We start from the raw sequence: 13,712 nt of genomic DNA, 5'->3' as shown, positions 1-13,712 counted from the left end.
GGCGGGGTCAGCTCAGTTGTCTCATTGATTTTGGCATTTTTCTTCCTTCTTCTCGTTCGCCAATGGTTGTCTTCGGGGTCATCGGGCAGCGGAAGAAGCACTGTGTCCGAGCCTTCATGATCGCGGACGAGCGGAGTAGGTGGACTTCCCTGAGTCCCATACGAGGTTTGACCCTCTACTTGGCTGACGAGATCGTCCGGGGCATGACTGATCGGAATGAGGGACGCCGGGATCAGGCCCAACGGAACTCAGTCTCGTTCAACCAAAGCGTATGGAGTAATGCAGGAGCTTTGGTGTAACGAACGTTCCAGCACGCTTTGCGCCTTTGGCTCCCGCCATTTTCCCGCCCCAAAGCTGAAGGGCGAATGACCGTTTCAACTGGAACAACGCGGAGATGGCGGCTTCACAAAGCGCCTTACGCAACATAGGATCTCCTGCCGTGGAGATGTGGCTATTCATGTCGCGTTCTCCAGATTGACTACTTCGGGGCACGAACCCTGCGTCGTCGCCGACATCACAAAAGGGTGCGAATTCTCGATGGTCGAGGTAAAAGTGAGCGCGGTAATCGGTCCGACGCCAGGGACGCTCATCAGCCGGTGCAGACGCCATCTGTCTTTGTCCGGTCATTCAACAGACGATTGGATTCACGCTGCTGGTTGGCCATCGACGTCCGCGCTGTGATCAGCTGCGACCGGATTCGCAGAGCTGCCCTGTCGATGTGAGTGGCTGATGCCTTCATGTGGACGCGTTTATACCAGCCAGTGCGTGCCAGATGCGCGAGTCCTTCTGCATCGTGGACGTCGCTTTTGTTGACCTGCGCGGAAAGAACACCCTTGGCGTGCCGCGCACAGATGCACTCAACCTTGACGCCGCGTTCGATCAATCTGTGGTATGGAAATGTCGATAATGTACCCGTCTCGAGCACCACGCGCGCGAGATCCAGGTAATGCCGGTTGAGCCACCTTGCCAAGACATCGGGATCGCTGACGACAACATCTCGCCGCACAGCTCTACCTTCGACATCGACCACGCAAATGTGCTTTGTCTTGTCACTCACGTCCAATCCTGCATAAATCGACATCGGTCATCCTCCTGCATTGAAGCGCCAAAGCGACTTCGTACCATGCACGAGGGTGGCTAGATAAACTACGCGGTGGCCCATTGTCGCTGACCACCGTGCGCAGTTTGCCGTGTATGCCGGTCAAGCTGGTCAGTTCCCGTGCCACCCTTCCGCCCGACAGCGACGTATCAGCCACCAGCGCCAGCCACTCGCGCGTGATGTCATCGACCACGCACCGGATACGGAAGCGCCGACCGCAGATCAGGCTGTCAGAGACGAAGTCGAGCGACCAACGCTGGTTTGGGACCGTCCAGCAGCACCATCGGCCTGCGCGTCCGCGGCAGCCCGGAGCCGAACGCTATCGGATTCCCAAGGCGCTGCCGCGCTATCCCGATCCTCGCACAACCCAAGTATCATGGCCTCGCGCGTAGCATCGATCCAGGATGCGAGTCGTTCGTCGCGGCCCGAGAGCTGCTCGGTGGGCGGGTAGCCCGTGTACAAGATGGCTACAATCCGGCAGTAGTTTGTCGAACGCTGCCTTATGCGGGCTCGCCCGCAGCACGACAGTGCCTAGTGGCGGCGCCCATGCCCGCCGCGATAACCACCGAAGTGACTGCCGCGATGCGAACCAAACCCGAACCCGATACCGACCGACCCAAAATACGGTCGACCATAACCTCGACCGTATGCGCCATAACCACCATATCCGCCGGCGTAGCCCGAGCGCGAATCGCTTACGGCGATGACGCAGAGGCGCGGCGAGGCAGCGGGAGTTGCCGGGGTGCTTGGAGCGGGGATCGGCGCCGCCGGATCGTCTAAGACGATAGGCTCGGCGATTACCGCTCCCGGTGTATTGCAGGGAACCTTGTAATAGGCAAGGCGCGCAGGTGTGTGCGTCGTCGCGCAACCTCCCAGAAGGGCGACCGGCGCCGCGACCACAGCTACCAGCTTCAGGAAACGCATTGTCATCGTCTCTCTCCCGCCCAGATCTAGGCCACCGCCAAACGCTACCACCGAATAGGCTTTAAACATACTGAATAAAGGTGATTGAACCGCGCCGGGTCTGCCGGAGGCGTTGGGTTGTGAGTCACGCTGCCATATCGATGTTGTCTGCGGCAGGGTAATATTGATCTTCGGCTTCGGCAGGCGGCATGTTGCCGATGGGCTCCAGCAGCCGGCGATGGTTGAACCAATCGACCCATTCGAGGGTCGCGTATTCCACCGCTTCGAAGGGTCGCCAGGGTCCACGACGATGGATGACCTCGGCTTTGTAAATGCCGTTGATCGTCTCGGCTAAAGCGTTGTTGTAGCTGTCGCCGACGCTGCCAACTGAGGGCTCGATCCCGGCCTCGGCGAGGCGTTCGGTGTATTTGATGGACACGTATTGCGATCCGCGGTCGCTATGATGGATGAGGCCGCCCCGATGGGTCGGCCGGCGATCGTGAAGCGCCTGTTCCAGCGCATCGAGGACGAAGCTGGCATGCGCCGTCCTGCTGGCCCGCCAGCCAACGATCCGCCGAGCATAGGTATCGATGACGAAGGCGACGTAGACGAACCCCGCCCAGGTCGCGACGTAAGTGAAGTCAGACACCCACAGCATGTTCGGCGCTGGCGCGTATAACTGGCGGTTGACGTGATCGAGCGGGCAATGCGCCGCCTTGTCGCTGATCGTGGTGCGCACCGGCTTGCCCCGGATCACGCCTGCCAGGCCCATCTCGCGCATCAGTCGCGCGACCGTACAGCGGGCGACGGGCACGCCCTCCCGTATCATCTGCCGCCAGACCTTGCGCACGCCGTAAACCGCGAAGTTCTCGGCTAACACGCGGGCGATCTCCAGCTTGAGCGCCACATCCTGCCGTGACCGCGCCGAGAGGCGTGTCGGATCCTGTCGCTGCGCGACCCGCTCGTGGTAGGTGGATGAGCGATCGGCAGGACGCGGCAGATCGGCTCGACCCCATAGGCATCGCGCTGATCGTCAACCATCCGCACCGCTCGCTCTCGGACTTCCGGCGCAAACTTGTTCGTTGTCTTGCTCGTCATGGCTCCACCTTCTCAGGAGTTGGAGCCTCCGACAAACCCGGCGCGGTTCAAACCATCTGATTGGGTTTGAACCCTAAATCATTTAGGCGGTGTCCCACTTATCGTCATCCCATGCTGTGCTGATGGTGCATGCTAAGAAGAAGGTTGTGGGCCGTAAGGTCACAGCAAAAACTCGGCGTTGATGTTCCCAGCTACTCATTCTCGAAACAGCGCGCTGATCACCGACGGCGCTGCCATTGCCGGGATGAACGCTCGCGTGCGAAACGCGATGATTTCCGTGAAACAGCCGATGCTCTTGAGCCAGGGCAACTGCTCGGCGGGTGCGCCGACGATTTCGTAGCGCTTCTCGCCTGCCACGCGCGAGCATTTAATGGTCGCCACGAACGGCTGCTTGATAGGGATCGTCCGGCCTTCGCCAAGCGCCTTGATGATCGTATCCGGGGTTAGTTCAATGGTAGAGGCAATGTCGAATTTCTCGAGCAGCCTCGCTACATCGAGCTCGTGGACCATGCGGCCGAGCCAGCTTCGTCCCTCTTCGTCCACGATCCGCCGGACCTCCAGATAGTCGATGGGAAGGCTCGACCAGATCGGCAGGAGAAGTCCGGTCGCAAGGTACACGGTCTCTGTGGTGAGCCGTTCGGCAAGCTCTGCCACTTCGCCTTGCCAAAGCTTTTCGAAGGTCCGGCGGGGGGCCTCCTCCCAAGCCGATTCCGCCAGGTCATCGAAGTGGTGGTATTCCCGCCGCAGAGGACGGTGGAGGATAACCCGCCTGATGAGTTCGCCCTGTTCGGTCATGAAGTGCCGAGAAGGTTCGGCCAGGGCTGCTTTCCCGCTCTTGGTGTTTTGGAGCAGAATGCAGCCGTCGGCGTAATCGCGGCGCTCAAGGACACGCTCTAGCGAGATCGGCCGTGCTCTCGTCTTGAGAGCCAGCTGCAGCAAGTGTGACGTGGCACCGGTTCGCTCATCGGTCCGCAGGACGATGTCTTCGACAACCTCGGCCTGTTCAACCCGCAGGGTCTCGACGCCAACATCGAGCGATCCGGCCTCGCGCGCAGCCGACACCCGCGCTTCGACCAACCCCAGAAATTCCTCGAAGATCGCATTCTGCATTCCGATCGGCAGCGCGAGGATGCGGTTGAGCCAACGCTGGATTGGCGGAAGGTCCTCTTCGAGAATGCCGTCGTCGGAGACAATCTTGAGCCCGCTGCGGCGCTGGAAATCGATCAGCGTTGCGCTCTTGAGCTTGCCGTCCGCCAGCAATGCAAACCAGGTCGAGAGAGCCGCCTTGGCATATTCGCTTTCGAGATTGTCGGCAGGGTCAAACAGGTTCTGGCCGCCCGTCTGGCGTTGGCCTCGCGTCAGCGCCCCCAGGCTGTCGAGCCTGCGCGCAATGGTGCTTGTGAACCGCAGTTCCCCCTTGCAGTTCGTGGTCACAGGCCGGAACAGCGGTGTGTTGGCTTGATGGGTCCGGTGCGTTCGGCCCAGCCCCTGGATGGCGCGGTCGGCTCGCCATCCAGGCTCAAGCAGGAAGTGGATGCGCCGCTTCTGGCAAGCTGCGTCAAGGCTCGCGTGATAGGATCGCCCGGTGCCGCCCGCATCGCTGAAGACAAGGATCGGCTTCCTGCCATCCATGAACTGGTCGGTCTCGGACTGGTTTGTCCGCGGCGAGCGGGTCTCGAGGCGTTGCTGGCCGTCGCTCTGGTTTATGAGTCGCTTGCTGCGCCCGGTCACCTCGGCGACCCTCTCCGGTCCGTAGTGCTCGATGATCCCGTCCAGCGCTGGCTTGATCGGCGGCATGGCGCACAGATGCTCGATCACCTCGCTGCGGCGGGCGATCGCAGTCTGATTGTGGACTGGACGGCCTTCCTCGTCGAACATCGGTGCCGAGCGCTGAGTGCCGGTATCATCGACGAACACTTGCATCTGTTGCGTGGGGAAGGCGCGCTCGAGGTACTCGATCACGGCGTCGAGCGGGCTGAGGTCGAGGTCGAGCTCAGCGCGCTCTTCTGGCGAGAGGCTGTCGAGACGGCGATCGAGGATGCTTTCGGCGGTCGAAACCAGTTGAACGACAACCACCTCGCCGCGATCCAGATGGAGATTGATGGCAGCAATCAGCGTGGGAAGCTTCATCGACAGCAGCAGCTGGTTGAAGAACCGCTGCTTGGTGCTTTCGAACCGGCTCCGCGCTGCGGCTTTCGCACCGCTGTTGAGCGTTGTGCCGTCGATTTCATCGACGACGCCGGTCAGCTCCAGCGCCTCCTCAAGGTTCTGATGGATGATCGCCCAAGCATCGGCATAAGTGTCGTAGACGGCGATCTGTTCGGCTGTCAGATCATGTTTCAGGATGTCGTATTCGACGCCTGCGAAGCTGAGCGCGCGCGCCTGATAGAGGCCAAGTGCCTTGAGATCGCGCGACACGAGTTCCATCGCAGCGATGCCCCCTGCCCTGATCTGGCTGATGAAATCTTCCCTGTTGGCAAACGCGGTGCCGGGTCCCCACAGGCCGAGGCGTACGGCATAGGCAAGGTTGTTGACCTCCGAGGCCCCAGTCGCAGAGGCGTAGAGAACCCGCGCATCGGGTAGATTGTTTTGCAGCAGCACGCCGGCGATGCCCTGCAGCGATCCGCTTTTCGTGCCGCGGGCGCCCTCGCCCCCTGCAACACCGCCCATCTCGTGGCTCTCATCGAAGGCGATGACACCGTCGAAATCCTCGCCCGCCCAATCGAGCAGCTGCTTCAGGCGGGTGGCGTCCTGACGCTGGCTGCGAAGGGTCGGGTAGGTGACGAACAGGATCCCTTCGCGAAACGGAACCGCCTGATCGATCTTCCAGTTGGAAAGCGGCTGAATGTCGGCCGCTAGCCCTCCGATAGCGCTCCAGTCGCGGCGCGCGTCTTCGAGCAGGCTTTCGTTCTTCGAGACCCAGATGGCCTTGCGGCGTCCGGCAAGCCAGCCATCAAGGATGCAGGCGGCGATCTGCCTGCCCTTCCCTGCCCCCGTGCCATCGCCGAGGAAATAGCCCTTGCGGTAGGCGCGCCCATGCTCGTCGAGTTGCAGGCCAACGCCTTCTTCAGCGGGAACGAACAGGCCAGGCAGATACTGCTGCCACGCGTTCCCGGCATAGATGACAGTTTCGATCTGGGCCTCGGATAGCAGGCTTTCCTGCAAGACCCGATCCTGCAGCGCTGGGACATAATCCGGGATAGGTGCAGAGATTGATCCCATGGCCACGCTTTCGACGAGCGGCGTCGGATGCTCGCGTGCGCCAACAATGTCGACCCGGCTTGGCCGGTACGGGATGTAGACCCCGCTTTGCTCACCGAGCACGCGCGGCTTGTCCAGGGTACTGAACGCCAGTGCTTCGATCTTGGGGGCTTGGGCTGCCCTCGCCTTGACGGGCTTTGTGATCGGCGTTGCCCGCATGGCTTTGAAGAGCGCACCCGGCTTTGCTTTCGGCGGCACCGCGCGCGGTTCGCAGTCGGGCTCGGCTGTCACGCGTTTGATGATTGGAACCGCAGACGCAACGTCTGCAACTGTCTGCCGCGCCAAAACTGCAGGTCTGATCTGCCCCGGGATCTTGTCGATCACGTACAAGCGCACGGCCACGCTGGTGCCCTGCTTGTGATAGCATTTGTCGAGCCGGATGGATGTGCGGACTGTGCAAGAGGCAAAGGTGTCTTCGTAGATTTTCGCAAGCTTCGCGCTCGTCGTGAACCAGTCCGGCATGATCGCGACGATCCGTCCCCCTTGCCTGAGGCGCGTTATGGCAGCGCGCAGGTGACGCACCGCTGCGAACTCGTCTGCTCCTCGTCCCATTGATCGGGAGAACGGCGGGTTCATCAGGATCAGGCTTGGCTGCACTGCCGCGTCGAGATGGGAGGCCAGCATGGCTCCATCGATCCCTGTGATGTTGGCATCGGGAAACAGCATTGCCAGCTTTTCACGCCTGCGCGGATCGATCTCGTTGAGATGCAATGCGCCGACATCGGGCAAAGTTGCCACCAGAGCGCCATGTCCGGCGCTCGGCTCAAGAACGATATCGGTTGCAAGTGGCTGCGCCAAAATCACGGCTAGGCTTGCGAGGTCTGCGGGCGTCGAGAATTGCTGATACCTGATCTGGTCTTCACTTCTGACCGTATGTGTCGGCAGCGCCTCGATAAGCGCACTGATCTCCGAGATCTGGTGCAGCATCAGAGGTTTGTTCAGCAGTCCGGCCATGTGGCGCGTCAATGCCGCCTCGAGCAGGTCAAAAGCGTCCCGTTGGCTCCAGGCGCCGTTTGCGGAGCCCTCCCCGTAGAGCTGGCGCATCGTCTCAAACAGGCGTTGCTTGTTCGCCAGTCCGGTGGCGATGGCGTGCTGGATTTCGGTGATTGCTGCGTCCAGCTTCTGGCTGGATTGTTCAAAAAGGTCGGTCACGGTCTGCTCCTGATGCTGAACCGCATCAGGTCATCCCCCTTCCCTCTCGCCTCGGGGTTATGAGCCCGTGATCACTACAGGCTATGCGACAAGGGGTGCCCGGCAGCGACGGGGATTCGGGACCGGCACCATTCCGATGATATCGGTTTGACTTCTACCGCCGAAAATGATCATAAAACACGAACTGGGTCGCAGAACTGCGATTCATCGAAAGGCAGACGCATGTCCTACACCGTGAACACACTGCGAAACATGACCAGATCCTGCGAAATGATGCGCGATCGGGTCAAAGCTGTGGTGTTCAAACCTGATGAACGCAAGGTCCTCGATATCACCTTTGGGCCTACGGCGGCAGCGGAATTGGTCGGAAGAACGCCTGAAGCGCTTGCCAAGGCAGAGAAGGAGGGGCGTCTCGCGCCTCCGAAACAGCTTAACAATGGCCGCCGCTATTACACGCTCGAAGACCTTACTCATATTCGCAAGGCGCTGAACATTCATCCGGGCAAGCTAGCCCATGAGAATGCGGTTGTAGTAGCCGTGCAGAATTTCAAGGGCGGCGTCGGCAAGAGTACGATTACCAAGCATTTCGCCGATTTTCTCGCGCTGAACGGATATAGCGTTCTCGTGATCGACTGCGATCCGCAGGCGTCAACGACAACTATGTTCGACATTCAGCCCGAAGCACTTATCGACGAAGAGGAGACTTTAGGAAACTTCCTGTCGCCTCGCAGTACATTCGACGATTTCAGGAAGGCAATCCGAGAAACCGCTTGGCCTACAATCAAAATAGTGCCGTCAAGCCTTGGCCTGCAGGATGCAGAGTGGGACCTCACGGCAACGTTGACGGAGGGCGGACAAGCAGTGCGCGAGGGACTTCAGCGTCTCCGTATTGGCATCGACAGCATCATCAAGGACTTCGACGTCGTCTTGCTCGATCCTCCGCCGGCTATGGGGTTCCTGGGCCTCAATGTGATGGCCGCCGCAACAGGTATGCTTATCCCGGTTCCGGCAAGGCAGCTCGACTATCTTTCAACCATCCATTTCATGGACACCATCGCCGAGAATATCGAGATCCTCGAGGATCACGGAACGCCTGTTGATTACGGGTTCATTCGCGTCGTCTGCTCGGCCTACACCCCCAGCAAGCCAGGTGAAGCCGACATGTGGAAGATGATGAAGGCCACATATGCCAATTTCCTGCTGAATCAGCCGATCCTAGCTTCTGAGGAAATCAAGAATGCCACTCAAGCATTCCGGTCGATCTATGAAAGCAAGCCTTCAGCTGCGCACGCAACCTACCAGCGTTGCCGGGACAATCTCAACGCAGTCTTCGGAGAAGTTCTGAACGAAATACATGAGCAGTGGCCGTCGAAGAGCATTTCGAGACGGTCATCTGACACGGCAGGGAGTGTTGCAGCGTGAGCCGTCGTTCATTGATTGGCGAGGCCCTCGCCTCCCCTGCCCCTGACCAGCCTTCCGTCTCTGAAGCCAAGGACGCTGCAGGGGCAACCGCATCGCGCAATTTCACAACACGTCGGCTTGAAGGCTTCACGGAAGCAGCGCGGATGGTCAAGCGCCCGACCATCCGGCTCAAACCTGCAGAATGTTCGATCTGGCCGGGAAACGCCCGTGATTACGAACAGCTCACCGAACCCCGTTTGCGATCTCTGATTGAATCGATCCAAGCAGAAAACGGGAACCGCATCCCAGTAGTCGTGCGCCGGAAACAGCAAGGTGAGCTGCAGTACGAACTGATCATTGGCACAAGGCGCCACTGGGCCGTCGCGTGGCTCAACGCCAATCACTACCCGGATATCGAGCTCGTCGCGATTATCGAAGATCTCGATGACGAAGCTGCGTTCCGCCTTGCTGATATCGAGAACCGCGAGAGGGAAGATATCTCAGATTTAGAGCGCGGTTTGAACTACAAGGCAGCAGTCGATACTTATTATGATGGCCTTCAGGCCCGGCTTGCTGAACGCGTAAAGATCTCGAAATCTACGCTCGCCCGGTACATCGGCCTGACAGAGATTCCGCAAACAATCGTAAGCGCATTTGCGTCGCCAATGGAACTTCAGGTGCGGTACGGTGACAAGCTTCTTCCAGCCATACGCAACCCATCGCTGCGCCCTAGGATGGAGGAAGCAGCAAAGCAGATCGCTGCGGAGCAAAGTTTCCGGCAATCCGGAGACGAAGAGCCAATTTCTGGCCCTCAGGTTGTTGTCCGTCTGCTCAAGGCAGTTTCGGGCAGGCCTGGCCGTGTTCAGAAAGCCGTAATCGAAGCGGCGGGATCGTCCATTGGTGTCATCGAAAAGGATCGTGCACGAGGGCTCACGATAACGATCAACCCCACTGATTTGAGCGCTGACGAAATCCTCGATGCATTGCGCCCTCTGATTGAGAAGGCGAAGATTCTAAAAAGGCCTGCCCCATGAAGGAGGGTTTCGGACCCACCTATGGCCATGTGTTCACCACTCTGAAAATGTGGTTTTTATCGTTGTATTTCATATATTTAACTAACTTGTCCCACGTGTGGGACAGCGGCAGATTTACCGGGCGAAGAACGTGAGCGAGAAAGATCAGTCCTCCTCCGGTCGCCGGGTGCAGTTCGAGATGTTCTTCACGCTGCCTGATTTCAGTGACATCTCGCTGCGGGACTATCAGGAGACCATGCAGCGTCCTTTCTTCAGCCTTTCGAAGAAGAAGCGCCTGAAACCCATTGAGTACCTCAGTCCGGATAAGTCGGTCACCGTGCATGTATCAGCCAACCCAGCCTATGGGATGGCGACCATCTGGGATGCAGATATCATGATCTATCTGGCGTCCCACCTCAACGAATTGCGCGAGCGGGGTGACAACGACCTGTCGCCGACCATTCGTGTTCAACCTGGCGATCTTCTCAAGCGAATCTGCTGGGGTGTAAGCGGGCGCGCTTATGAGCGACTGATCGCAGCGCTTGATCGTCTTCAGGCCACGACGATCAAGACGAACATCCGCGCGAACTCCAAATCCCGCGAGACCACATTTTCGTGGATCGATAGCTATACTCATCTCGTTGATGAACGAACCCAGCGTTCGCTTGGGATGGAAATCACGCTTTCCAAGTGGTTCTTCGACGGGGTCATGGACAAGCGAAATGTCCTTGCGATTTCGCCTTTGTATTTCGAGATAACGAGCGGACTTGGGAAATGGCTCTACCGCGCCGCTCGCAAGCACGCTGGTGGCAATGGGCCAGAAGGTTTCACGATTGGCTTCGAAACTCTTCATCAGAAAAGCGGCAGCGAAAGCTCCCTACCCTCGTTCAAGAACAAGATTCTTGAATTGGCGCGAGCTAACAACCTGCCGGATATCAGTCTGGAGGTCATTGGAGCAGAGACGCCGCGTCCAAAGCTGAAGATGGTGATGCGTCGCCATCTCGAAAAACCTTCTGGAAAAATCGAGGATAGTGGCTCTGTCACCACGGAGAGCAGAGCCCAGCGCATTCAGCGCGCAACCCCCGAAAAGGTAGCCAAGGTCAGCCCTCCGCCGGAATTCGTTGATCCTGCCCTCGTGCGCAAGCTCCTTGCAACAACGAGTGCGAGCTTGCGCCCCGAACAGCAAGCCGATGCATCAGCCGCATTGGACAGCACCGCAAGCCAATCTCAGTCACGACGGAGGGGAGGGGGCGCGCAGGACACTCTTGATCCCGAAATCTATCAGGCCATCCGTTCTGAATGTCCTGGTTGGGATCTCGATGTGCTGATGCGGCAATTCGATTCCTTTCTGAACAGCAATCCCCATGAGTTGCCAAGGAACTACTCGAAGCGGTTCTACGGCTTCATGAAGAAGCACCACGAGCGCAACAAGCATACGCTTCCGGGCTTTTGAAGGGCGCGCCCGTCCGTGGGACCGGTTATGTGCGCCCGGCGCGCTAGTAGCGCCGTCGCCCAGCTTCAGACCGGTGACAGTCTGCGGCAAGCATCGCGATTGATCGGAAATATAAGAACGGTCTCATGATGTACGCCCGATACCGAACGTGTTTTCGGGAATCACGCCACTTACCCCGCCCGATCAGAAAACTACGTCTACGTTCGGCACCTGCTAAAGAATTGCCGACAAGACCCAAGAGCACCAGCATTGAACACTCCGCGAGTGCTTTAGCCGGTCATCTTTGACTGAAATCAGCCATCTAACGTGGAAAGGTCGGACCAGCTTGCAGATCGCCTAAGCCTCCACTTCGGGCACAGCTTCCAAGAAGCGCGACGGGTCAGCCGGCAAGCTGGAGGAAAAAGGACGCCGCCAAAAGCCATTCCCGAAAACACGTTCAACCGGAGATACCAGATTTCCGAAAACACGTCCGTTTCAGCCTCGGGGCAAATGGCGATCGGAAAGTTTGGGATCGACGCACCATATGTGAATCGGAACGCTAACTGATCCTATGGCCTCACGCTCTGAGCCGTGCTTTCAAAGTTATCAACAGGGCAGGGAGGTGGCCAACGTGTGATCGGGCATCAGATGACGTGTTATTAGAATCTGGCGGTCGTGCTATCAGAAACCGAACATCGTGTTATCAGATTCGACATAGCGACCCCGACTCGCGAGAAATCAGGAGTTTGCAGGCTGATGGCGAGCAGGTAACCTCTTAACCTTAGAATCTAAATCCCCTAACGTTTTCGCCTGCGGCGGATTTGTTATTGATTTGATTCAAGATTAAGGAAGATCGCACTCTCGCTTCGAGAATGACCTCGCCCGAGAGACGCGCAAATTCCATAAGAATCAGACGTCCGCAGCTGAGCGGCGGTCACAGCCTCATGATCGATTCCTTGAATCACCATAGAGACCTGTGATTCAAACTTCCGATTGGCCTAGCTCCAGGCGGCTGTCGCATACTCCTCCGTATGTTAGAGCATGATCAGAACGAGTGTCACATTTGGCTCGAAGCCAAAAATCCCGATCTCAATGTTGCACGGCGCTATGCCATATCTCGGAGCCAAGACCTGTTCGGTGTTGCGATTGTTGAATTCTCGTGGGGCCGGATTGGAACGCGTGGACAGCGACGTAAGTTGTCATTCGCTGACCCGGGCAGGGCGAAAAAGTTCGTAGAGCAGCTGCTACGCCGCAGAGCGAGCTCACAAAATCGAATTGGCGTTTGCTACCGGGAAGTATTCCGGGGTCCATGACACGTTCACGTGTCCGTTCGGACGATTGCGCCATCGGAAGTTCGAAGACTGGCCATGCCGGTAGTCACCATAGCCGCAACTGATTGTGACGCGGTTCGCTTGGTCACCTCAAGGCCTCTGGCAAGCTCCGCACGGGTAAGAGGTCCGATGCCGGCTACAAGACGCCAAGCCAGGGGAGCCGTCGACGAGGCGTAGAGGCCTGAAAGTGCTCCCTCAGCCTGCAGGTGAGCCCTTTGCATGGCACGGAGGTCTGCGGCTGCACTCTCAGCAGCAGCCTGAAGCGCACGACGTAATAGGACGGGCAGGGGATCCTCGTGAAGTTCACGGAACAGAGCCCGCGGCATGATCCCAGCAAGCGCCATTGGCGCCGAGCCCAGCCCAAACAAGTGTGGGCGCATGGCGGCCGCAAGCGACGCAGCCCAGGCCGCCCCCCGGGGCGCCGAACGTGTGACCGCGAACCCACTGACCTCGATGATCTCGCTGCCGCCTTCAAGAAAGTCGATTTCCTCAGTTCGCAGTTCCGCCAGCCATTCAAGGAGGGTGCCCATCGGATCGCTGGTTGGCAGCAGCGCATCGAGCCGTTCGAGCGCGCGATCAGCAGGCCTGTATGTCTCGCTGAATCCTTCGGAGTGACTTTTCGCGGCCATGACCAGCTTGGCAGCATGGGCGAGAGGAGGGTGACCTCGCCGGCTGATCCACGACAAGAACTGACCGCGTTCTTCGGAGTACCACGAGCGCACAAGCTCGTCGGCCTCAAGCCCCGGATTGTGTTCAATTCCAATATTATCAAACGGATAATCGCGCACTTGTACGCGCCAGAGGCGCCGGAGTGAGGCCAGCGCAAGGCATTCGGACAGCTCGGGTGAGATGAAGGGGAGGGCGCCTTCGATGCGGGCAAGCGTCAGTTGCCAGGGTGCTGGGGCGGATGCCATCGGCCAGATAGTATATAAATGGCTTAAAAAGTATACCCAGCTTGTACGGTGCCTTTGCTGTCCGATAAGAGCCCTTCACGGACAACACGACAATCTATATAGAGTGCC

The 13,712-nt window shown here is 58.7% G+C and carries 9 protein-coding genes and 2 pseudogenes; 4 read left to right on the top strand and 7 right to left on the bottom strand.

Going from position 1 to position 13,712, the window contains the following annotated elements:
• Positions 1 to 258 precede the first annotated feature (258 nt).
• The 6 genes and pseudogenes from AX735_RS25910 to AX735_RS14285 form a co-directional block, all read right to left on the bottom strand.
• Complete coding sequence (locus AX735_RS25910) at positions 259 to 492, bottom strand: transposase (protein ID WP_157759167.1); 234 nt, start codon at positions 490 to 492, stop codon at positions 259 to 261.
• Positions 456 to 590, bottom strand: a complete 135-nt coding sequence (locus tag AX735_RS26930) for a hypothetical protein (RefSeq protein ID WP_157759166.1) — start codon at positions 588 to 590, stop codon at positions 456 to 458. The genes AX735_RS25910 and AX735_RS26930 overlap by 37 nt, the downstream gene beginning before the upstream one ends.
• A complete protein-coding gene (locus AX735_RS14295; RefSeq protein WP_060978116.1) occupies positions 590 to 1,081 on the bottom strand; it encodes an IS110 family transposase in 492 nt (163 codons plus the stop codon). The genes AX735_RS26930 and AX735_RS14295 overlap by 1 nt, the downstream gene beginning before the upstream one ends.
• 76 nt (positions 1,082 to 1,157) lie before the next feature.
• Positions 1,158 to 1,364 (bottom strand): annotated as a pseudogene (locus AX735_RS26390) (IS3 family transposase); the annotation flags it as partial.
• 783 nt (positions 1,365 to 2,147) lie between these two features.
• Positions 2,148 to 3,049 (bottom strand): annotated as a pseudogene (locus AX735_RS14290) (IS3 family transposase); the annotation flags it as partial.
• 246 nt (positions 3,050 to 3,295) lie between these two features.
• Positions 3,296 to 7,513 carry a strawberry notch family protein gene (locus AX735_RS14285; protein WP_066281618.1) on the bottom strand — a complete coding sequence of 1,406 codons (4,218 nt, stop codon included), beginning with the start codon at positions 7,511 to 7,513 and terminating at the stop codon, positions 3,296 to 3,298.
• Between the two features lie 222 nt (positions 7,514 to 7,735).
• On the opposite strand from AX735_RS14285, the gene AX735_RS14280 reads away from it, so the two are divergent.
• From AX735_RS14280 to AX735_RS24410, 4 genes are all read left to right on the top strand, one after another.
• A complete protein-coding gene (locus AX735_RS14280; protein WP_058803372.1) occupies positions 7,736 to 8,935 on the top strand; it encodes an AAA family ATPase in 1,200 nt (399 codons plus the stop codon).
• Positions 8,932 to 9,948 carry a ParB/RepB/Spo0J family partition protein gene (locus AX735_RS14275; RefSeq protein ID WP_054735461.1) on the top strand — a complete coding sequence of 339 codons (1,017 nt, stop codon included), beginning with the start codon at positions 8,932 to 8,934 and terminating at the stop codon, positions 9,946 to 9,948. Before AX735_RS14280 ends, AX735_RS14275 begins: the two co-directional genes overlap by 4 nt.
• Before the next feature lie 178 nt (positions 9,949 to 10,126).
• Positions 10,127 to 11,380 carry a replication initiator protein A gene (locus AX735_RS14270; protein ID WP_082751113.1) on the top strand — a complete coding sequence of 418 codons (1,254 nt, stop codon included), beginning with the start codon at positions 10,127 to 10,129 and terminating at the stop codon, positions 11,378 to 11,380.
• A gap of 1,010 nt (positions 11,381 to 12,390) precedes the next feature.
• On the top strand, positions 12,391 to 12,672 hold the full coding sequence (locus AX735_RS24410) for a WGR domain-containing protein (RefSeq protein ID WP_082396445.1): 282 nt from the start codon (positions 12,391 to 12,393) through the stop codon (positions 12,670 to 12,672).
• Positions 12,673 to 12,677: 5 nt separating this feature from the next.
• On the opposite strand, the gene AX735_RS14265 is transcribed toward AX735_RS24410, so the two are convergent.
• On the bottom strand, positions 12,678 to 13,478 hold the full coding sequence (locus tag AX735_RS14265) for a MarR family transcriptional regulator (protein ID WP_231750127.1): 801 nt from the start codon (positions 13,476 to 13,478) through the stop codon (positions 12,678 to 12,680).
• Between the last annotated feature and the right edge of the window lie 234 nt (positions 13,479 to 13,712).

The organism is Blastomonas sp. CCH1-A6 (genome assembly GCF_001556365.1).
In the GTDB taxonomy this organism is placed as follows: domain Bacteria; phylum Pseudomonadota; class Alphaproteobacteria; order Sphingomonadales; family Sphingomonadaceae; genus Blastomonas; species Blastomonas ursincola.
This window is presented reverse-complemented; position numbering and strand designations above follow the sequence as displayed.

Excerpts from the sequence above, each read along its gene's own strand:
- AX735_RS14270 (WP_082751113.1), top strand. The coding sequence starts at position 10,127 with ATGTTCTTCACGCTGCCTGATTTCAGTGACATCTCGCTGCGGGACTAT.
- AX735_RS24410 (WP_082396445.1), top strand. The coding sequence starts at position 12,391 with ATGTTAGAGCATGATCAGAACGAGTGTCACATTTGGCTCGAAGCCAAA.
- AX735_RS14295 (WP_060978116.1), bottom strand. The coding sequence starts at position 1,081 with ATGTCGATTTATGCAGGATTGGACGTGAGTGACAAGACAAAGCACATT.
- AX735_RS14280 (WP_058803372.1), top strand. The coding sequence starts at position 7,736 with ATGTCCTACACCGTGAACACACTGCGAAACATGACCAGATCCTGCGAA.
- AX735_RS26930 (WP_157759166.1), bottom strand. The coding sequence starts at position 590 with ATGAGCGTCCCTGGCGTCGGACCGATTACCGCGCTCACTTTTACCTCG.